The 20,403-nt window shown below is 50.7% G+C and carries 17 protein-coding genes; 12 read left to right on the top strand and 5 right to left on the bottom strand.

Going from position 1 to position 20,403, the window contains the following annotated elements; translation table 11 throughout:
• Nucleotides 1–41: 41 nt before the first annotated feature.
• Together tmpT and ACKC9G_RS01595 are read left to right on the top strand one after the other, a co-directional pair.
• Nucleotides 42–683, top strand: a complete 642-nt coding sequence (gene tmpT, locus ACKC9G_RS01600; RefSeq protein ID WP_411403181.1) for a thiopurine S-methyltransferase — start codon at nucleotides 42–44, stop codon at nucleotides 681–683.
• 94 nt (nucleotides 684–777) lie between these two features.
• On the top strand, nucleotides 778–1,431 hold the full coding sequence (locus tag ACKC9G_RS01595) for an NAD(P)H-binding protein (protein ID WP_411403180.1): 654 nt from the start codon (nucleotides 778–780) through the stop codon (nucleotides 1,429–1,431).
• Between the two features lie 67 nt (nucleotides 1,432–1,498).
• On the opposite strand, the gene ACKC9G_RS01590 is transcribed toward ACKC9G_RS01595, so the two are convergent.
• The 3 genes from ACKC9G_RS01590 to ACKC9G_RS01580 all read right to left on the bottom strand — a co-directional run bounded on the left by ACKC9G_RS01590 (nucleotide 1,499) and on the right by ACKC9G_RS01580 (nucleotide 5,240).
• Nucleotides 1,499–2,593 (bottom strand): PA0069 family radical SAM protein, encoded by a 1,095-nt coding sequence (locus ACKC9G_RS01590; protein WP_411403179.1) that lies wholly within the window; start codon nucleotides 2,591–2,593, stop codon nucleotides 1,499–1,501.
• A gap of 80 nt (nucleotides 2,594–2,673) precedes the next feature.
• Nucleotides 2,674–3,846 carry a cation:proton antiporter gene (locus ACKC9G_RS01585; protein ID WP_411403178.1) on the bottom strand — a complete coding sequence of 391 codons (1,173 nt, stop codon included), beginning with the start codon at nucleotides 3,844–3,846 and terminating at the stop codon, nucleotides 2,674–2,676.
• Nucleotides 3,847–3,881: 35 nt separating this feature from the next.
• The gene (locus ACKC9G_RS01580) at nucleotides 3,882–5,240 is read right to left on the bottom strand and encodes an MATE family efflux transporter (RefSeq protein ID WP_411403177.1); all 1,359 of its coding nucleotides are present in this window, start codon (nucleotides 5,238–5,240) and stop codon (nucleotides 3,882–3,884) included.
• Between the two features lie 154 nt (nucleotides 5,241–5,394).
• Between ACKC9G_RS01580 and nfuA the strand changes: the two genes are divergently transcribed.
• Nucleotides 5,395–5,985 (top strand): Fe-S biogenesis protein NfuA, encoded by a 591-nt coding sequence (nfuA, locus tag ACKC9G_RS01575; RefSeq protein WP_411403176.1) that lies wholly within the window; start codon nucleotides 5,395–5,397, stop codon nucleotides 5,983–5,985.
• A gap of 73 nt (nucleotides 5,986–6,058) precedes the next feature.
• On the opposite strand, the gene ttcA is transcribed toward nfuA, so the two are convergent.
• On the bottom strand, nucleotides 6,059–6,970 hold the full coding sequence (gene ttcA / locus ACKC9G_RS01570) for a tRNA 2-thiocytidine(32) synthetase TtcA (protein WP_411403175.1): 912 nt from the start codon (nucleotides 6,968–6,970) through the stop codon (nucleotides 6,059–6,061).
• Nucleotides 6,971–7,093: 123 nt separating this feature from the next.
• Nucleotides 7,094–8,380, bottom strand: a complete 1,287-nt coding sequence (gltA, locus tag ACKC9G_RS01565; RefSeq protein ID WP_411403174.1) for a citrate synthase — start codon at nucleotides 8,378–8,380, stop codon at nucleotides 7,094–7,096.
• A gap of 635 nt (nucleotides 8,381–9,015) precedes the next feature.
• Between gltA and sdhC the strand changes: the two genes are divergently transcribed.
• The 9 genes from sdhC (at nucleotide 9,016) to sucD (ending at nucleotide 20,304) form a co-directional block, all read left to right on the top strand.
• Nucleotides 9,016–9,393 carry a succinate dehydrogenase, cytochrome b556 subunit gene (gene sdhC / locus ACKC9G_RS01560; protein WP_411403173.1) on the top strand — a complete coding sequence of 126 codons (378 nt, stop codon included), beginning with the start codon at nucleotides 9,016–9,018 and terminating at the stop codon, nucleotides 9,391–9,393.
• Nucleotides 9,387–9,734, top strand: a complete 348-nt coding sequence (gene sdhD / locus ACKC9G_RS01555) for a succinate dehydrogenase, hydrophobic membrane anchor protein (RefSeq protein WP_411403172.1) — start codon at nucleotides 9,387–9,389, stop codon at nucleotides 9,732–9,734. Before sdhC ends, sdhD begins: the two co-directional genes overlap by 7 nt.
• Before the next feature lie 3 nt (nucleotides 9,735–9,737).
• Entirely contained in the window at nucleotides 9,738–11,510 is a 1,773-nt protein-coding gene (sdhA, locus tag ACKC9G_RS01550; protein WP_411403171.1) for a succinate dehydrogenase flavoprotein subunit, read from the top strand.
• Between the two features lie 17 nt (nucleotides 11,511–11,527).
• Complete coding sequence (locus ACKC9G_RS01545; protein ID WP_411403299.1) at nucleotides 11,528–12,232, top strand: succinate dehydrogenase iron-sulfur subunit; 705 nt, start codon at nucleotides 11,528–11,530, stop codon at nucleotides 12,230–12,232.
• Between the two features lie 303 nt (nucleotides 12,233–12,535).
• Nucleotides 12,536–15,376 (top strand): 2-oxoglutarate dehydrogenase E1 component, encoded by a 2,841-nt coding sequence (locus ACKC9G_RS01540; RefSeq protein WP_411403170.1) that lies wholly within the window; start codon nucleotides 12,536–12,538, stop codon nucleotides 15,374–15,376.
• 49 nt (nucleotides 15,377–15,425) lie between these two features.
• Entirely contained in the window at nucleotides 15,426–16,640 is a 1,215-nt protein-coding gene (gene odhB / locus ACKC9G_RS01535) for a 2-oxoglutarate dehydrogenase complex dihydrolipoyllysine-residue succinyltransferase (RefSeq protein ID WP_411403169.1), read from the top strand.
• A gap of 37 nt (nucleotides 16,641–16,677) precedes the next feature.
• Nucleotides 16,678–18,114, top strand: coding sequence for a dihydrolipoyl dehydrogenase (lpdA, locus tag ACKC9G_RS01530; protein ID WP_411403168.1), 1,437 nt, complete (start codon nucleotides 16,678–16,680; stop codon nucleotides 18,112–18,114).
• Between the two features lie 142 nt (nucleotides 18,115–18,256).
• Nucleotides 18,257–19,423: an ADP-forming succinate--CoA ligase subunit beta gene (gene sucC / locus ACKC9G_RS01525; protein ID WP_411403167.1), complete on the top strand. Its 1,167-nt coding sequence runs from the start codon at nucleotides 18,257–18,259 to the stop codon at nucleotides 19,421–19,423.
• Nucleotides 19,423–20,304: a succinate--CoA ligase subunit alpha gene (gene sucD, locus ACKC9G_RS01520; protein ID WP_411403166.1), complete on the top strand. Its 882-nt coding sequence runs from the start codon at nucleotides 19,423–19,425 to the stop codon at nucleotides 20,302–20,304. The genes sucC and sucD overlap by 1 nt, the downstream gene beginning before the upstream one ends.
• The last annotated feature ends 99 nt before the right edge of the window (nucleotides 20,305–20,403 follow it).

Below are 20,403 nucleotides of genomic sequence, written 5' to 3'. Positions count from 1 at the left end.
TTGTTGATATGGCTTTGAGTCAGTACGTTGGAGTATGCACGGTGGAACATGCGTTTTGGCATGACAAGTGGGATAAGAACCAGATCGGCTTTCACAATGAAGCAGTAAATCCTCTGCTGGTTCAGCATTTTGATCAGCTGGGTCTGGCCGAGGGGCAAACGGTATTGGTGCCCTTGTGTGGCAAGAGTGTCGATCTTCTTTGGCTGCTTACACGTGGGCTAAATGTGGTCGGTGTTGAACTCAGTGATATTGCGGTTCAGGCGTTTTTTCAGGAGCACATGTTAGATCCCGAAGTGCAACAGGTGGATCATCATACGCTTTACCGCTCAGGCAGCCTGAGTATCTGGCAAGGGGATCTCTTTTCGCTAACGTCTGCGCGTATTGGTCCCATCGATGCGGTTTATGATCGCGCGGCCTGTGTGGCCATGCCTGATGCCATGCGACCCCGTTACGTGGAACAGGTCCGTCAGCTGAGTGAAAAAGCGTCGCAACTTCTCATTACGTATGAATATGACCAGCAACTCATTCCTGGGCCACCCTTTGCTGTTCATCCTTCCATGGTTGACGCGCTTTACGGGGCGGATTTCCTGTTAACGGAGTTGGCAGCAGTGGAGGTGGAAGGAGGTCTCAAAGGCAAAGTGCCGTCACTCGAGCGGGTATGGAAACTGATCCCTTCTCGCTGAAATACAGTGTTGAGTGAAATCCAGCCCTGTTGCCCTTATGTCAGAACGAGGCAATAAAAACTGTTTGATGAAACCATCAGGACTGGGAGGTCTAATGAGTAAGGTATTTGTTATCGGCGCCACAGGGGGGGTGGGCTCTCGTCTGGTGCCTCGATTAATTGCTAACGGGCATCAGGTGAGCGGTACCAGCCGCTCATCAGAAAAAGCGCAGCAGCTTCAGAGCCAAGGCGCTCATGCGGTTGAGATGGATCTGATGGCTGTCACCACCGAATCAATGATAGAGGCCGTTACCGGGCATGAGGTGATTGTATTTTCTGCTGGTGCCGCAGGCAGCGGCGCCGACCGTACCACTGGTATTGATGGCAAAGCTTTAGCGACAGCCGTGAAAGCGGCAGAAGTGGCAGGTTGTAAACGCTTCTATCTGGTTTCAGCTTTTATGGATGCGGGGCGAGACAAGCCGCGCAAAGAGGGTTTCGAGCATTACATGGCGACTAAGCGTCAGGCTGATACAGTGCTTGCCGCTTCCTCTCTGGATTGGGTCATCGTGCGTCCGGGGACTTTAGTTTCCGAAGAGGGAAATGGTGCCGTTAATGCCGGGATGGCTATCCCTTATGGCAGTGTGGCCCGAGGAAATGTCGCAGGTTTTCTCGCCTCATTAATTGATAACCCGGAGATCACACGCGAAGTTATTGAACTTACCGACGGCGAAACCCCCGTCCACGAGGCGGTAAAGCGCTTTAAGCGCTAGTCACTGATCAGCGCTGCCAAGTGGAAAATAAACTGCTGGCAGTGCCGTCCTTGCAAAGTTAACAAAGTCACCAAAGGCTCATTTGGCCGGGAGGTGTGAACTGTGAGGTATCCAAGGCTAATCTCTGCTGATTTAAACCAAACCGGCGAGTCGCGAGTCGAAAACGCTTGGCTATCAACTCTGCAAATTGCCCATGACCTTTCATACGCTCTCCAAAACGTGAGTCATAGTCCTGCCCATGTCGGCTTTGCTGGACAAGGCTCATTACATGCTGAGCTTTGCCGGGATAATGACTTGCCAGCCAGTCCCTGAAGAGCGGGCTGACTTCATGAGGTAGCCTGAGTAGTACATAGCCAGCACTTTTGGCTCCGGCATCGGCGGCGGCTTTAAGCGTGAGCTCTAGTTCTGCATCGTTGAGGGCAGGGATGACCGGAGCAAACATTACTCCTGTGAAGATTCCTGCACTGGATAGCCGCTCGAGCGCCTTGAGTCGCGCGGTTACAGTGCTGCCTCGGGGCTCCATGCGTTTGCGAAGGTCATCATCCAGCGTGGTGATGCTGATAAAGACAGAACACAGCCGGTCTTTCCCCATCGCTTCCAGAATATCGAGATCCCGCAAAATGAGTGCACTTTTGGTCACTATGGAAAAAGGGTGGCGATAGCGCTGCAGTACTTCCAACAGCTGACGAGTGATACCGTGCTGACTTTCGATAGGCTGATAGGCATCAGTATTGGCGCCAAGAGCGATGCTTTTGCACTCATATCCCGGTTTACGGAAAGTCTCTTCCAGCAACTGCGCCGCATTGGGCTTGGCGATCAGTCGTGTTTCAAAATCCAGGCCGGGCGACATATCCCAATAAGCGTGGCTGGGTCTGGCGAAACAATAGATGCAGCCGTGCTCACACCCCCGGTAGGGGTTAATGCTCTGACTGAAAGGAATATCGGGGGATGTGTTTTTGGAAATAATACTTTTGGCATTCTCCAGCATTACCTGTGTGGCGATGCCTGGGCGCTCTTCCTCTTGCCACCAGCCATCATCAATTGCCTCAGCTTGCTGTATTGCAAAACGGTTCTGAGGATTATAGGTCGCACCGCGATGCTTGATCTGGCGATGGTCTGAGCTGAGCTGTGCATGAGTTTGGCGAAAGAAGACATCAGCCATGGGAAAATCACCTGATACTGTTTATATGTACAGTATCAGGTGGTTCGTAGGCTGACAAGCTGAGGCAATTTTTGATGAAGTCAGTCGCGGCGTAGCCGGTCCGGAATGGCAATCGGGCATTGGAAGTTGAATGCCACAATGTAGGAAGAGAGCAGAAAGGTGAGTATGGCGGTTGCCTGAATCACATGGGACGCCTCAATCCCAATCATTTTCAGATCAGTGGTGAGATAGGCAATCAGCAGGGAAAACTCACTGACTTGCCCCAGGCGAAAGCCGATCTCCCAGGCGGTGGTCTTGTCCTGACTGATTCGCCCAAGCAATCCCCGGAAAATAACTGGCTTGAGTAGCAGAACTGCTGCTGCCATAACAAGCGACGGCAGGATAATGACCGGCAGGAGCCCAAGGTTAAAACTGGCACCAATCGAGAAGAAAAACAGTATCAGGAAGAAGTCGCGCAGGGGTTTGAGGCTCGTGGCAATGTACTGAGAAATTGGGCTTGTCGCCAATGCAACGCCCGCTGTAAATGCACCCATTTCAGCCGATAGCCCCATGAACTGAGCGCCTTCAGCCATGCCAAGGCACCAGCCAATGGCGACCAGAAAAATATACTCATGGAAGCGGTCAAACTTCTGAATCAGTTTGAGCAATACAAAGCGAACGAAGCCATAGGCAAAGGCAATCATCACCGGTAAAGCGATGAGTGGTTGCAAGTACTGCCAGGTCGTTGAGCCACCTTGCTTGTTATCCAGCGCATAAATGGCGAGCAGTACGATAATAGCAATAACGTCCTGAAGCAGTAGCAAGCCAACGACGAGTTCACCCGTATGCTTGTGGTGCAGAACGGTGGTAGGTAAAAGTTTGATGCCGATAATGGTGCTGGAAAACATCATGGCAAGCCCAATAATGATGGCTTCCTGCGTGGTAAACCCAAAGGCCATCGATACTGAGTAGCCCAGAAGAGCGAAGGCAAATGAACTCAATATGGCGACAAGCGTTGCTTTTTTGAGCATATGCAGCAGGTGCGAGGGCTGCATATCCAGCCCCAGCAGAAATAGCAGAAATATGATGCCGATATGGCTTATTTCATCGAGCAGCTGGATGTCGGCAACCCAGCCAAACCCATAAGGGCCAAAAGCGGCGCCTAGGGCAATGTAGGCCACGAGTAAAGGTTGTCGGGTATAAAGTGCTACTGAAGCCAGTACCGCGGCGCCAGCGAAGATCAGAAAAAACGAGTAAACCAGGTGCTGTTCCATCAGGGAAACTTCCTTAGCCTGATTGACGGGTTAGTTCAGGAAAAAGAACGCCGGTGCTGACGCTTCCAGATCCAGAGATAAAGACTCGAGTTTAAACCTCGCTGCAGAAACTGTACCACCCAGATGCCGAGGAGTCCTCCGCCCAGAATAGGGCCAGCAAACCACGCCAAAGGCAGTAGAAAGCCCCATTGGGTAGTGATGGCGATCCACATTGATAATTGTCCGATTCCGGCGCCATAAAGCGAATGGTTCAATACCAGTGAAGCTGAATCCGCGACCATCATCAAGGCGGTCAGAACCAGCAGTGGAGCAGCAATAGCGATTAATTCCGGACTATCCAGAAAAAGATCCAGAATGCGTTCGGGGAAGCAGATCAAGGGCAGGGCAAGTACCAGTAAAATTATGGAAGCCAGCTTGACCGACTGTTTGCCCCAACGATAAGCGTCTTTGATTTCTCCCTGACCAATAGCCTGACCGACCAGTGTCGTGCTCGCCATTCCCAGACCCACACCCGGAAGAATCAAAAGCAGGGAGAGGTTGATCAATACGTGTGCGATTGCCTGATCGGCATTCCCCAATGTTCCGATGATAGTAAAGAAAACAGCCAGAGACAGAGAGAGTGAAAGTTGCTGCAGGCTCTGGGGTATCCAGTATTTTGCCAGCTGCCAAAAAAGTTTCAGGTTAAGCCACTCGTTTACCTTGGGGAGAGGATGTAATAAGTGCTTTGACTGGCTAATGAATAGCCCGGCAGCGCTAAAGTAAACAGCAAGAGTGGTTCCTAGTCCCGCACCTTCAACCCCCAGCGCGGGCATTCCTGCTTTGCCATAGATAAGCGTCCAACTTAGTAAAGCGTTTAACAGATGGGAGAGAGCCAGCCAGAACAAAAAAACCGTTGGCTTCTGCGTTCCATGAAGCACACCTCGAACCGCCAGACTGATGACGACTCCCGGCAGCCCGATCAGGCGCCAGAAAAGATAGGGTTCCGTGGCATGAGCAACTTCAGAGGATGCCGCTACCCACTGACTCAGGCTGGCTGCACAGAAAATAAATGTTGTGCTTATCAGAATGGCAACAAGGAGACCCAGAAGCAGGGAGCTTGCGAAAATACGTGGAAAAAGATGGCTATCACCAGCGCCTTTATGTTGGGCAATGTTCGCTTGTACAGCTGAAGTAAGGCCCATAATGAAGGCCGTTGCCAGGAATTGCAGGTAGCTGCCAGTCCCCACGGCTGCCAGAGGGATCTCGCCAAGATGGCCCACCAGCGCGCTGTCAACCAGATTCATCAGACTCTGAGAGAGCATGCCAGCCATGATAGGAAGCCCCAAACCCAAGAGGGTTTTATAGCGTTTAATGGCTCGGGGAGAGATCACATGCCTGCGGCGTGGAGATGGCATTACTGAAGGATCCGCACGGGGTGGGCGGCTAGTCTAACAGAGTCATATCAGAGACGAAAAAAGATAAAACCTGAGTTTTGTAGTAGGGTTTATAAATCGACTTTGGTGCCTTAAGATATGCACCATAACCTCATCCGGTATTTAAGGTGATTGTATGTTGACCGTGACCGAAAGCGCACAGGAATACCTGGCCAGCCTTCTCGAAAAACAAGCTGTTGAAGGAATGGCAGTGCGCATTTTCGTAACTCAGCCGGGTACTCCTTATGCGGAGACTTGTCTGGCGTACTGCCGTCCGGAGGAAGTCATTCCTACTGACGAAGTCACTGAGTACAGTCTGTTCCGCCTTTATGTGGAGCCAAACAGTCTGCCTTACCTCGAAGAAGCCATGGTGGATTACGCTAAAGACCGCATGGGTGGTCAGCTCACCATTAAGGCACCTAATGCCAAAATGCCTAAAGTGGGTCCTGATAGCCCGCTGGAAGATCAGATCAATTACATTCTGTACTCAGAAATTAACCCCGGTCTGGCAAGTCACGGTGGTGAAGTGAGTCTGGTTCGTATCGAAGATCAGTCTGAAGGTAAAGTTGCCATTCTTCGTTTTGGCGGTGGCTGCCAGGGCTGTAGCGCTGTTGATCTGACCTTGAAAGAGGGCGTTGAAAAAACGCTGGTGGAGAAGGTTGCCGGTCTCGCCGCTGTTCGTGATGTGACTGATCACAGTGTGAAGGAAAATGCTTACTACCAGTGAGTTTCACTGAGTCGGATAGCAAACAAAAAAGCAGCATATAGCTGCTTTTTTAATGCCTGATTGGTGCGTTTGGTTATTCGTGAATCGCAACAGCACTGATGGCACGGCTATCATCAATTTGCTGGCCGCTCAAATCACGGGCCGGGAAGGTCGGTGGATCGAACGCCTTGTCACCATCTGCACGAGGGGTGCCATCGGCTTTCAGGGAGCTGAAGTCAAACAGACTGGTATCTGTCATATGTGAAGGAACAATATTTCCCATGGCGGTGAAAATGGTTTCGATACGACCGGGATGCTCCTTGTCCCATTTTTGTAGCATCTCCTTGACTGACTTGCGCTGCAGGTTTTCCTGAGAGCCACAGAGGTTGCATGGGATAATAGGAAACTCTTTGAGCCTGGCGTACTTGGCTATGTCTTTCTCACGACAATAAGCAAGAGGTCGAATCACCATATTTTTACCATCATCGCTCACCAGCTTTGGTGGCATGGACTTCATTTTTCCACCGAAGAACATGTTAAGGAACATTGTCTCGATGATGTCATCGCGGTGATGGCCCAGTGCAATTTTATTGCACTTCAGCTTGTCAGCTGTGCTGTAAAGAATTCCGCGACGAAGGCGACTGCAGAGCGAGCAGGTTGTTTTACCCTCAGGAATCTTCTCTTTGACAATGCTGTAGGTATCTTCCTGAACGATCAAGTGTTCAATATCCATCGCTTCCAAATAAGCGGGAAGGACGTGCTCAGGAAAGCCGGGCTGCTTCTGATCAAGGTTAACTGCGACCAACTCGTAAGAAACGGGCGCGTACTGCTTAAGGAGGCGCAGTAACTCCAATAGGGTGTAACTATCTTTGCCGCCGGACAGGCAAACCATGATGCGGTCACCGTCTTCAATCATATTGAATTCAGTGATGGCGACGCCCATTGAGCGAAGTAAGCGCTTTTGCAGCTTATTGAAGTCGTTGATCTGGGATTTGCTAAGTTCCATTGATCTGCCTAGGCGAGTAAAAAACAACGCGCATTATAACTTTTGCTATGCATTTGTCAGCCGCGCACAGACACAAACTAAAAAGCCACCCGAAGGTGGCTTTTTGACTAAGTCATCAAGGACTTATTTTTTAACGGGATAGTCGCGCTTGGTGGCGCCAAGGTATAGCTGGCGTGGACGACCAATGCGCGCAATAGGGCTTGAGTGATGCTCATGCCAATGGGCGATCCAGCCGATCGTACGTGACAGGGCAAAGATCACGGTGAACATGTTGGTTGGAATGCCAATCGCCTTCAGGATGATGCCTGAGTAGAAGTCGACGTTGGGGTAGAGCTTACGCTCAACGAAGTAGGGGTCTTCCAGAGCGATCTGTTCCAGGCGTTTAGCGATAGGCAACAATGGGTCATTATCCATGCCTAGTTCAGCCAGTACTTCGTCGCAGGTTTGTTTCATGACTTTGGCGCGAGGGTCAAAGTTCTTGTACACGCGATGACCAAAGCCCATCAAACGGAAAGGATCGTCCTTATCTTTAGCTCGCTCGATAAACTCAGGAATTCGAGCTTCATCACCAATCTGCTCCAGCATAGTCAGAACTGCTTCATTGGCGCCGCCATGAGCAGGTCCCCACAATGCGGCAATACCCGAAGCAACACAGGCAAATGGGTTTGCACCTGATGAGCCAGCTAAGCGTACTGTTGAAGTAGAGGCATTCTGTTCATGATCGGCATGCAACAGGAAGATGCGATCCATCGCCTTGGCTACGATAGGGTTCGGTTTGTAGTCTTCGCAGGGTGTGCCAAACATCATGTACAGGAAATTCTCTGCATAGGACAGATCATTACGAGGGAACATGAAAGGCTGACCGGTGCTGTATTTGTAGCACATGGCTGCCAGCGTTGGCATCTTGGAAATCAGACGGAATGCTGCAATTTCACGATGCTGTGAATCATTAATATCAAGAGAGTCGTGATAGAAAGCAGATAGCGCACCAACCACACCACACATAATCGCCATGGGGTGAGCATCGCGACGGAAGCCACGATAGAAAAAGCTCAGCTGCTCATGAACCATGGTGTGCTTTTTAACAGTGCGTTCGAAGTGATCTTTTTCTTCAGTGCTTGGCAGTTCGCCGTACATCAGTAAATAGCAAAGCTCCATGTAATCAGAGTGTTCGGCCAATTGCTCGATGGGGTAGCCACGATGAAGCAGCATGCCCTTATCGCCATCGATAAAGGTGATTTGGGAATCACAGGAAGCGGTAGACATGAAGCCAGGGTCATAAGTGAAGAGACCTTTGGACGTCAGGCCACGAATATCAACAACATCAGGCCCCATGGTGCCGGAAACAACCGGCAGCTCGATGGTTTCTTCAATGCCGTCAACCTTCAGATATGCTTTTTTGTCAGCCATCGTAGGCTCCTATGAAAGAGGGTGGAAACAATCCTGAATTTACTACCGAGCCTTAGCTCAAAGTTCAGGACGGTTAATAGAGGGACAATCTGGACTCAGGATCGCTGAGCAATGCAACAGTCTGTCTGCCAGTACAAAACTTATAGTCAAAAAAACACTACAAGGACTTTTACATCATCAAATCACAAACAGAATTGCTGAGCGCTCCTGCAAAAACGCAATCACTATATTGGCTAGGGTTGCTTTGTCAATTATCGGAAAGTCGCGCTCCCAACAGGATATAAGCCTGTACGAATCATCCGCCAAGGTACTTTTAACTGTCGGTCCCGTCTTTCTCAATCATGATTTAGTCGCAGTGCACAATAACCTTTCATATTGTCGCAAGTGAGCCGTTGCAAGGGGGCTAAGTCAATGATGTATAACCCTCAAACCCGCATGGTTCGTTGTAATAGCAACGATGAGTGACTATACTACCGCCCCGAAAGTATCTATTTGCGACTGCGTTGTGACGCGTGTTAGCAACTAACTCTTGTTTCATGACTCTTTGGCCCGTAGATACTTCCTCTTAGTGCCTAACACTTTCCTTAAAAATACCGCTCCTTGGCGAAAAGAGTGGACATAAGGTGTAGAGAGCCGTGAATAAAAAACGACCAGTCAATCTCGATCTGACAACGATCAATCAACCTCTTCCGGCTATATCATCAATACTTCACCGAATTTCAGGCGTAATCCTGTTCGTTGGTCTGGTATTTATGATGTACGCGCTGGACCAATCCCTTACTTCTCAGGAAACATTTGAGTCCATCTCATCTGTTCTGGCCAATAACTTCCTCGCGAAGTTCATTGCTTGGGGTCTGATGACCGCGCTGTTCTACCACCTGTGTGCTGGTGTTAAACACTTGCTGCAGGACTTTGGCCTTTGTGAAGAGCTGGAGTCAGGTCGTATGGCAGCAAAAGTTTCTCTGACTGCCGGTGTTGTATTTTCTGTTCTTGCGGGGATCTGGGTATGGTAACAGCGATCACCAGCTTTGGTCGTAGCGGTCTCTACGACTGGATGATGCAGCGAATCACTGCGCTCATTCTTGGTCTTTATACTCTGTTTATCGTTGGTTATTTGCTTTGCCATCCTGATCTGTCTTTCGATCAGTGGAAAGCTTTCTTCGATCAAACTTACGTTCGTGTGTTTAGCTTACTGGCTCTTCTTGCCGTTGGTGCCCACTCCTGGATTGGCTTGTGGCAGGTATCTACTGACTACATCAAGCAAACTGGCGCACGCTTTGTGTTCCAGGCTGTATGTGGAACGTTGATGTTTGTTTACGTCGTTTGGGGCATTCAGGTTATTTGGGGTCTATAAAGCATGAGCAAACTCCGTACTATTAGTTTTGATGCCATCGTTGTTGGTGGCGGCGGTGCCGGTATGCGTGCCGCGCTGCAGCTGACTCAGTCGGGCCTTAATACTGCGTGTATTACCAAAGTCTTCCCGACTCGTTCACATACTGTTTCTGCTCAGGGTGGTATTACCTGTGCAATCGCCAGTTCAGATCCTAACGATGATTGGCGTTGGCACATGTACGATACCGTTAAGGGTTCCGACTATATCGGTGACCAGGACGCTATCGAATACATGTGCTCTGTGGGACCTCAGGCTGTATTTGAGCTGGATCACATGGGCCTGCCGTTCTCTCGTACTGAAGAAGGTCGTATTTATCAGCGTCCTTTCGGTGGTCAGTCCAAGGATTTCGGCCGTGGCGGTCAGGCTGCGCGTACTTGTGCTGCTGCTGACCGTACAGGTCATGCTCTGTTGCACACGCTATATCAGGCAAACCTGAAAGGCGGTACCACATTCTTTAACGAATGGTATGCCGTTGATCTGGTTCGTAACGCTGAAAACGCTGTTGTGGGGTGTATCGCAATCTGCATCGAAACAGGCGAAACCGTTTACGTTAAGGCGAAAGCAACTGTTTTGGCGACTGGTGGTGCAGGTCGCATCTATCAGTCCACTACAAATGCTCACATCAACACCGGTGATGGCGTAGGTATGTCTCTGCGTCTGGGTCTGCCTATGCAGGATATGGAGATGTGGCAGTTCCACCCAACCGGTATCGCAGGCGCAGGTGTGCTTGTGACTGAAGGTTGTCGTGGTGAAGGTGGCTATCTCATCAATAAAGATGGTGAGCGCTTCATGGAGCGTTATGCTCCTAACGCTAAAGATTTGGCTTCTCGTGACGTTGTTGCTCGCTCCATGGTTCTGGAAATTCTCGAAGGCCGTGGTGCTGGTGAGAAGGGCGATCATGTATTCCTTAAGCTGGATCACCTGGGTGAAGAGGTTCTTCATAGTCGCTTGCCCGGTATCTGTGAGCTGTCTAAGACATTTGCTCACGTTGACCCTGTTAAAGAGCCAATCCCTGTTGTTCCAACCTGTCACTACATGATGGGCGGTATTCCTACCAATGTGGGCGGTCAGGCGCTGGCGGTCGACTCAGAAGGCAAGGATTATCAGATTGAAGGTTTGTTCGCCTGTGGTGAAGTTGCCTGTGTATCTGTACACGGCGCTAACCGTTTGGGTGGTAACTCCCTGCTTGATTTGGTGGTATTTGGCCGCGCGGCCGGTCTTCACATTGAGAAAGTTCTGGCTGATGGCTACGAAGCTCAGGAAGCGCGTGAAGAAGACATTGATCGTGCGCTGGCTCGTCTTGAGCGCCTCAATGCAAGCACTAGCGGTGAGAGCGTTGCTGAAGTGCGTGCTGACCTTCAGAAGACCATGCAGCTTTACTTCGGCGTTTTCCGCGATGGTGAGAAAATGCAGACTGGTCTTAAGCTGCTTGAGGAGCTGCGTACTCGTGTTGAGAATGTGCACCTGCCTGATAAGAGCAATGCCTTCAATACCGCGCGCATCGAAGCTTTGGAGCTTCAAAACCTGTATGAAGTTGCTGTAGCAACTGCCTACTCGGCGGAAGCGCGTAAGGAAAGTCGTGGTGCTCATGCGCGTTATGACTTCCCGGATCGTGATGACGAGAACTGGCTGAAGCATTCCTTGTTCTTCCCTCTGAACAAGTCTGTTAGCAAGCGTGACGTCAACTTCGCACCTAAAACTGTTGAAGCCTTCCCGCCCAAGGCCCGAACTTACTGAGGTAGCTGTCCATGAGTATGCTTCAAGTTAGCGTCTATCGTTACAATCCAGAAACTGACGATGCGCCTTATATGAAGGAAATGCAGGTGGACACCGGCGGTCGTGACCTGATGGTTCTCGACGTGCTGCATCTGCTTAAAGAGCAGGATTCCACACTGGTATTTCGTCGTTCCTGCCGTGAAGGAGTCTGTGGCTCTGACGGTATGAACATCAATGGTAAGAATGGTCTGGCCTGTGTCACTCCATTGTCTGACTGTGTTAAAGATAACAAGCTGATCCTGCGTCCATTGCCTGGTCTGCCCGTTATCCGCGATCTGGTCGTTGATATGGCTCAGTTCTATAAGCAGTACGAGCGTATTAAGCCTTACCTGATTAACGATACACCTGCACCCGCCATTGAGCGTCTGCAGACACCTGCTGAACGTGAGAAGCTGGATGGCCTGTACGAGTGTATTCTCTGTGCCTGCTGTTCTACCGCTTGTCCTTCTTTCTGGTGGAATCCAGACAAGTTTGTAGGGCCGTCTGGTCTTCTGCAGGCTTATCGCTTCCTGGCAGACAGTCGTGATACTGCGACTCGTGAGCGTCTGGCTGATTTGGATGATCCGTTCAGTGTGTTCCGTTGCCACGGCATCATGAACTGTGTGAATGTTTGTCCAAAAGGTCTGAATCCGACCAAGGCGATCGGTAAAATTCGCACTATGTTGCTACAACAGGCAACCTAAGGGTGTGATGTTGCAATCGGCCGGTTCTCCGGCCGATTTGCTATGGAAAAGTGCTGTATTGTCGGGCGCTTCTTCCTGTAGAATATTGCGCGTCTGATTTGGACGATGTGATAACTGGCCGGCAGCCTTGGTTGTCTTCTTTCAGGGACTCATCTCGCAGACACGTCAGCACAATAATTATTTCTATAACATCCAAATAACTGCTAACCACCAAAGCAAGGGGAAGGTCTCAGACCTGCTAGGCTGTGGTGTGGACTCGAATGCCACGAACGCAGTGTATCCCCGCAGACAGGGTGATCAAGAATGCACGAAAGCATAATGGAGCTCATGTGGCGCACTTCCCATCTTTCCGGAGGGAACGTTGCCTATGTTGAGCAAATGTACGAAGACTACCTTCGTGATCCAAACTCCGTACCAGATCAATGGCGCCAAGAGTTTGACCGGTTACCCCGGGCTACAGAAAACGTAATTCAAGATATTCCTCACTCCGCGATCCGCGATCATTTCCTACTGCTTTCCAAGAACAAGAAGCGTAGCGTTCCCGTTGCTACCAGCTCTGTAAGCACTGAACATGAGCGTAAACAGGTTCGAGTTCTCAAGCTGATCGAAGCGTATCGCGTCCGCGGTCATCAGGCTGCAGTTCTGGATCCTTTGGGCATTAAAGAGCGTCCCGCAGTTCCGGATCTGGATCTCCGTTATCATGAGCTTTCAGAAGCAGACCTGGATACTACCTTCCAGATCGGCTCTTTGTTTTTTGGTAAAGCCGAAGCACCTCTGAAAGATATTCTGGCAGACCTCAAGCAGACTTATTGCACCACCGTCGGCGCTGAGTACATGCACATTGTTGATACTCAGGAAAAACTCTGGATTCAGCAGCGCCTTGAGTCTGTCCGTTGCCATCCCAGCTATGATGCTGAGTACCGCAAGCACATTTTGGATCGACTGACCGCAGCTGAAGGCTTGGAAAAATATCTTGGCTCTCGCTATGCTGGCGCCAAGCGTTTCGGTCTTGAAGGCGGCGAATCTCTGATTCCGATGATGGATGAACTGATTCAGCGCGGCGGAAAACTGGGTGTTAAAGAAGTCGTTATTGGTATGGCCCACCGTGGTCGTCTGAACTGCTTGGTTAACATTCTGGGTAAAAACCCTTCGGAACTGTTCCAGGAGTTCGATGGTAAACGTTCCATTGAAGGCTCTGGCGACGTTAAGTATCACCAGGGATTTTCATCCAACGTTATGACTCCAGGCGGCGAAGTTCACCTGGCGATGGCATTTAACCCTTCCCACCTTGAGATTGTCTCTCCTGTGGTTGAAGGCTCTGTTCGCGCTCGTCAGGATCGTCGTGGTGATGACACTGGTACTCAAGTGCTGCCAATCAACCTTCATGGTGATGCTGCATTTGCCGGTCAAGGCGTGGTTATGGAGACATTCCAGATGTCTCAGACACGTGCTTATAAAACGGGCGGTACCATTCACATCGTTATCAATAATCAGGTTGGCTTTACCACTAGCCGTCAGGAAGATGCTCGTTCAACTGAGTACTGTACTGACGTTGCGAAAATGGTGCATGCGCCTATTTTCCACGTTAACGGTGATGATCCTGAAGCTGTCGCATTCGTGACTCAGGTTGCCATTGATTACCGTAACGAATTCCATCGTGACGTTGTAATTGACCTGGTGTGCTATCGCCGTCGTGGTCACAACGAAGCTGATGAGCCAAGTGCAACTCAGCCGATGATGTACGAAAAAATCCGTAAGCATCCTACTACGCGCACTATCTATGCTCAGCGTCTGGAAAATGAAGGCGTACTGAGTGGTGATGAATCCAAGCGCATGGAAGATGAATACCGTGATGCCTTGGATAATGGGCAGCACGTCGTTAAGTCTCTGGTGATGGAGCCTAACAAGGCGCTGTTTGTCGACTGGAAGCCTTATCTGGGCCATAAGTGGACTGCCAAGTGCGATACCAGCGTTGATATGAACCTTCTGCAGGAGCTGGGCGAAAAGCTTTGCGATACTCCTGAAGGATTCGTGATCCAGCGTCAGGTTGGCAAAATCATTGAAGACCGCAAGATGATGAGCCGCGGCGCCATGCCTCTTAACTGGGGTCATGCTGAGCTGCTGGCATATGCCACCTTGTTGAAGCAGGGGCATTCTATTCGTCTGACTGGTCAGGACGTTGGTCGTGGGACGTTCTCTCACCGTCACGCTGTTCTGCATAACCAGAAAGATGGCGAAACCTTCAATTCCTTGCAGCATCTCTACGAAGGTCAGCCAGACTGTACTATTCGCGACTCATTGCTCTCAGAAGAAGCGGTACTGGCGTTTGAGTACGGTTATTCCACGACTACGCCTAATGCGCTGGTCATCTGGGAAGCCCAGTTCGGTGACTTCGCCAACGGTGCTCAGGTCGTGATCGACCAGTTCATTTCCAGCGGCGAAACCAAATGGGGTCGTCTGTGTGGTCTGACAATGTTACTGCCGCACGGCTACGAAGGTCAGGGCCCGGAGCATTCCTCTGCACGTCTTGAACGCTTCCTACAGCTTTGTGCTGAACACAACATTCAGGTTTGTGTGCCTACGACTCCAGCACAGGTATTCCACATGCTGCGTCGTCAGGTAATTCGTCCGCTGCGTAAGCCTCTGGTCGTCATGTCACCAAAGAGCTTGCTACGTCACAAACAGGCAATCTCAAGCCTGGAAGAACTGGCGCATGGCGAATTCCAGACCGTTATTCCTGAAGTGGTTGAGCAAGACAAGAGCAAGGTTAAGCGTCTGGTCATGTGTTCTGGCAAAGTGTATTTCGACCTGCTGAACAAACGTGATGCGGATAATAAAGACGATGTCGCGATCATTCGTCTTGAACAGCTTTATCCTTTCCCGGAAGACAGTCTCGAAGAGGTGCTGAGTCAGTATCCTAATCTCGAGTCTATCGTCTGGACTCAGGAAGAGCCGATGAACCAGGGCGCGTGGTATCCCTCTCAGCACCATATGCGCAATGCCATCGCGAAGCATTTCCCTGGTATTACGTTGACTGGTGTGGGGCGTCCACATTCTGCATCTCCGGCAGTGGGCTATACCTCTGCTCACCTGGAAGAGCAGGAAAGACTGGTCAGCGAAGCAATTTATGGGCAGCAGGCTTAAGCCTGTAAGTAACGACTTAAGCTTGAAATAAGAGCAAAAAGGATAAGCCATGACTATCGAAATCAAGGCACCTACATTCCCTGAATCCGTTGCAGATGGCACCGTTGCCACTTGGCACAAGAAACCAGGCGAAGCAGTTTCTCGCGACGAGCTGATCGTCGATATCGAAACTGACAAAGTTGTGCTGGAAGTTGTTGCACCTGCTGATGGTGTAATCAAAGAGATTCACAAGGACGAAGGCGACACCGTTCTGTCTGCTGAAGTTATTGCGATTTTTGAGGAAGGTGCTGCTGGCTCTGCTTCAGCTCCTGCCGCAGAAGCTGCATCTGCTCCTGCTGCCACTGAAGCGGCTTCTGAGGAAGGCGCTGACGAGAGCACTTCTGGTCCTGCAGTGCGTCGCCTGCTTGAAGAAAACAACCTGAAAGCTGCTGATGTTAAAGGTACCGGAAAAGGTGGTCGCGTCACTAAAGAAGACGTACTGAACCACCTGAAGAACAAGCCCGCTGCAGCGGCTCCAGCACCTGCTGCGGCAGCACCTGCTGTTGATGTTGCTGCCGGTCCACGTGTTGAAAAGCGCGTACCTATGACCCGTCTGCGTGCCACCATCGCCAAGCGTCTGGTTGAAGCACAGCAGAGCGCTGCCATGCTGACGACTTACAATGAAGTTAACATGCAGCCTGTCATGGAGCTTCGTAAGCGTTACAAAGATCTGTTTGAAAAGAGCCACAATGGCGTACGTCTGGGCTTCATGTCTTTCTTCGTGAAAGCCGCAACTGAAGCACTGAAGCGTTTCCCCGCAGTTAATGCTTCTTTGGACGGTAACGACATCGTTTATCACGGCTATCAGGACATCGGCGTTGCGGTTTCCACCGAGCGCGGTCTGGTAGTGCCTGTATTGCGTGATACCGACGACATGGGTCTGGCTGATGTTGAGCGTACTATTAATGACTTCGCCAAGCGTGGTCGTGAAGGCAAGCTGGGCATGGATGACATGCAGGGCGGTACCTTCACCATCACTAACGGTGGTGTCTTTGGCTCGCTGATGTCTACTCCAATCCTGAACCCACCACAGACTGCTATCCTGGGTATGCATAAAATCCAGGAGCGCCCAATGGCGGTGAACGGTCAGGTGGTTATCCAGCCAATGATGTATCTGGCACTGTCTTACGACCACCGTTTGATCGACGGTAAAGAAGCGGTGCAGTTCCTGGTAACCATCAAGGATCTGCTGGAAGACCCAGCTCGCATGCTGCTGGATATCTAATCAGCGTCATTCATTCGACTAGAACAGGAATTGAATAATGTCAGAGAAATTTGACGTAGTCGTAATCGGTGCCGGCCCTGGCGGATACGTTGCTGCAATTCGTGCGGCACAGCTGGGTCTGAAAACCGCTTGTGTTGAAAAATGGATTGATGACGCTGGTAAGCCCAAGTTGGGCGGCACTTGCCTAAACGTTGGTTGTATCCCTTCCAAGGCACTGCTGGACTCTACCCACAAATTTGAAGAAGCTTCACATGCCTTCAAAATTCACGGTATCAGCACTGGTGAAGTGACCATGGATGTGCCTGCGATGATTGATCGTAAGGACAAAATCGTGGGCAACCTGACTGGCGGTATCGCGGGTCTGTTTAAAGCCAACGGCGTTACCACCCTGCAGGGTACTGGTAAGCTGCTGTCCGGTAAGAAAGTTGAAGTTACTGATAAAGACGGCAACGTCAGCACCGTAGAAGCCGGTTCCATTATTCTGGCATCTGGTTCTGTACCCGTGAATATTCCTCCTGCGCCAATGAATGGCGACACCATCGTTGATAACGTTGGTGCTCTGGATTTCACCGAAGTGCCCAAGCGTCTTGGTGTAATCGGTGCCGGTGTTATCGGTCTGGAGCTGGGCAGCGTATGGCGCCGTCTGGGTTCTGAAGTCATCGTGCTTGAGGCACTGAATGACTTCCTGTCTGTCTGCGATACCGAAATCGGTAAAGAGGCACAGAAACTGTTCAAAAAGCAGGGTATGGATGTTCGTCTGGGCGCTCGCGTCACTGGCACTGACATCAACGGTAAAGAAGTTACCGTTAAGTACACCGACAAAGATGGCGAGCAGAGTGTTGTTGTCGACAAGCTGATCGTTGCTGTTGGTCGTCGTCCATACACTGAAGGTCTGCTGTCTGGTGATGCTGGCGTTGTTCTTGATGAGCGTGGTTTCATTAAGGTTGATGACCAGTGTGCAACCAGCGTTCCTGGTGTATTTGCGATCGGTGATATCGTTCGCGGCCCAATGCTGGCGCACAAAGCGTCTGAAGAAGGCATCATGGTTGCTGACATCATCGCTGGCCATAAAGCCCAGATGAATTACGACCTGATCCCATCAGTCATCTATACTCATCCTGAAATCGCATGGGTCGGCAAAACCGAGCAGGGCCTGAAAGCAGAAGGCATTAAAGTCAAAGTGGGTAAATTCCCATTTGCTGCTTCCGGTCGTGCGATGGCAGCCAACGACACTGACGGTTTCGTTAAAATTATTGCTGATGAAGAAACTGATCGCATTCTGGGCTGCCACATCATTGGTGCTCACGCTGCAGATCTGATTGCGCAGGCAGTTGTTGCAATGGAATTCGGCTCAAGCGCTGAAGACATTGCTCTGACTGTTTTTGCTCACCCAACAGTTTCTGAAGCAGTGCACGAAGCGGCTTTGGCTGTGGATGGTCACGCTATCCATATCGCTAATCGCAAGCGCAAGTAATATCAATTTTCGGTCGAGCAGCTTGCCCGACCGAAATCTTTCTGGTCAGTGCTCTTCATAGGCGGGTACTGACTGGAAAGACGCCAGGTAGCAGACGTTAATATCTGCTGTATCTAGGACTGAACACACAACGGTAGCAAGCATGAATCTTCACGAGTACCAGGCAAAACAACTGTTTGCCGAATACGGTCTGCCGGTATCCAAGGGCTTTGCCGTGGATACACCGGAAGCGGCCGCAGAAGCCTGCCAGACAATTGGCGGCGACATGTGGGTAGTTAAAGCCCAAGTCCACGCTGGTGGTCGCGGCAAGGCTGGTGGTGTGAAGCTGGTTAAATCACCTGCAGACGCACAGGAATTCGCTGCCAACTGGCTCGGCAAAAATCTGGTTACTTACCAGACTGACGAAAAAGGCCAGCCTGTTTCCAAAATTCTGGTTGAAAGCTGCACTGATATCGCCAAAGAGCTGTATCTGGGCGCGGTTGTAGACCGTTCTACTCGCCGTATCGTTTTCATGGCATCCACTGAAGGTGGTGTTGAAATCGAGAAAGTGGCTGAAGAAACCCCAGAAAAGATCCTAAAAGCAACTATCGATCCTCTGGTTGGCGCTCAGCCTTACCAGGCACGTGATCTGGCTTTCAAACTGGGCCTCGAAGGCGACCAGATCAAGCAGTTCACCAAAATCTTCCTGGGTCTGGCTAAGATGTTCCAGGACTATGATTTCGCACTGCTGGAAATCAACCCTCTGGTTATCACCGAGCAGGGCAATCTGCACTGCCTGGACGGCAAGATCAACATCGACTCCAACGCGATGTACCGTCAGAAGAAACTGCAGGGCTTCCACGATCCTTCTCAGGAAGACGCTCGTGAAGCACACGCAGCTGAGTGGGAACTGAACTACGTTGCCCTTGAAGGTAACATCGGCTGCATGGTTAACGGTGCTGGCCTGGCCATGGGTACCATGGACATCGTCAAACTGCACGGTGGCGCACCTGCAAACTTCCTGGACGTTGGTGGCGGCGCGACCAAAGAGCGTGTTACTGAAGCGTTCAAGATCATCCTGTCTGACGAAAATGTTAAAGCCGTTCTGGTTAACATCTTCGGCGGTATCGTTCGTTGCGACCTGATCGCTGACGGTATCATGGCAGCTGTTAAAGAAGTTGGCGTTAAGATCCCTGTTGTTGTTCGCCTTGAAGGTAACAATGCAGAGCTGGGCGCACAGAAGCTGGCCGAAAGTGGCATGAACATCATCGCTGCTACTAGCCTGACCGATGCTGCAGAGCAAGTGGTTAAAGCAGCGGAGGGTAAATAATGAGCGTTTTGATCAATAAAGACACCAAAGTTATCTGCCAGGGCTTCACCGGTAGCCAGGGTACTTTCCATTCTGAGCAGGCTCTGGCCTACGGTACTCAGATGGTTGGTGGTGTAACTCCAGGTAAAGGTGGTCAGACTCACCTGGGCCTGCCAGTATTCAACACTGTTGCTGAAGCTGTTGAAGCGACTGGCGCTGAAGCTTCTGTTATCTACGTTCCTGCACCTTTCTGTAAGGATTCCATCCTGGAAGCTGCGAACGCTGGTATCAAGCTGATCGTATGTATCACTGAAGGCATTCCTACTCTGGACATGCTGGATGCCAAAGTTAAGTGTGACGAGCTGGGCGTTCGCCTGATCGGCCCTAACTGCCCAGGCGTTATCACTCCTGGAGAGTGCAAAATCGGTATCATGCCTGGTCATATCCATATGCCAGGTAAAGTCGGTATCGTTTCTCGCTCCGGCACCCTGACTTATGAAGCGGTCAAGCAGACCACTGACGCTGGCTTCGGTCAGTCCACCTGTGTTGGTATCGGTGGTGACCCCATCCCTGGCTCCAACTTCATCGATATTCTGGAAATGTTCCAGAACGATCCTCAGACCGAGGCTATCGTAATGATCGGTGAGATCGGTGGTACTGCAGAAGAAGAAGCGGCTGCTTACATCAAGGCAAACGTCACCAAGCCTGTAGTTTCCTACATCGCTGGTGTTACCGCTCCTGCTGGTAAGCGTATGGGCCACGCTGGCGCCATCATCTCCGGTGGTAAAGGTACTGCTGACGAGAAGTTTGCTGCACTGGCTGATGCTGGTGTTAAAACTGTTCGTTCACTGGCTGACATCGGTAAGGCTCTGTCCGATCTGACTGGCTGGGCAATGAAGTAAGCTTTATTGCTGAATAAAAAAACCCCGCTTCGGCGGGGTTTTTTGTGCGCCTGAGAAATTCACTAAACTTCGCCGTGGTTTATTACTCACTTTCTGCTA

Source organism: Pokkaliibacter sp. CJK22405 (assembly GCF_046614695.1).
Taxonomy (GTDB): Bacteria; Pseudomonadota; Gammaproteobacteria; order Pseudomonadales; family Balneatricaceae; genus Pokkaliibacter.
Note: the sequence above shows the minus strand (reverse complement) of the source record. Positions and strands in the feature narration are given on the sequence as shown.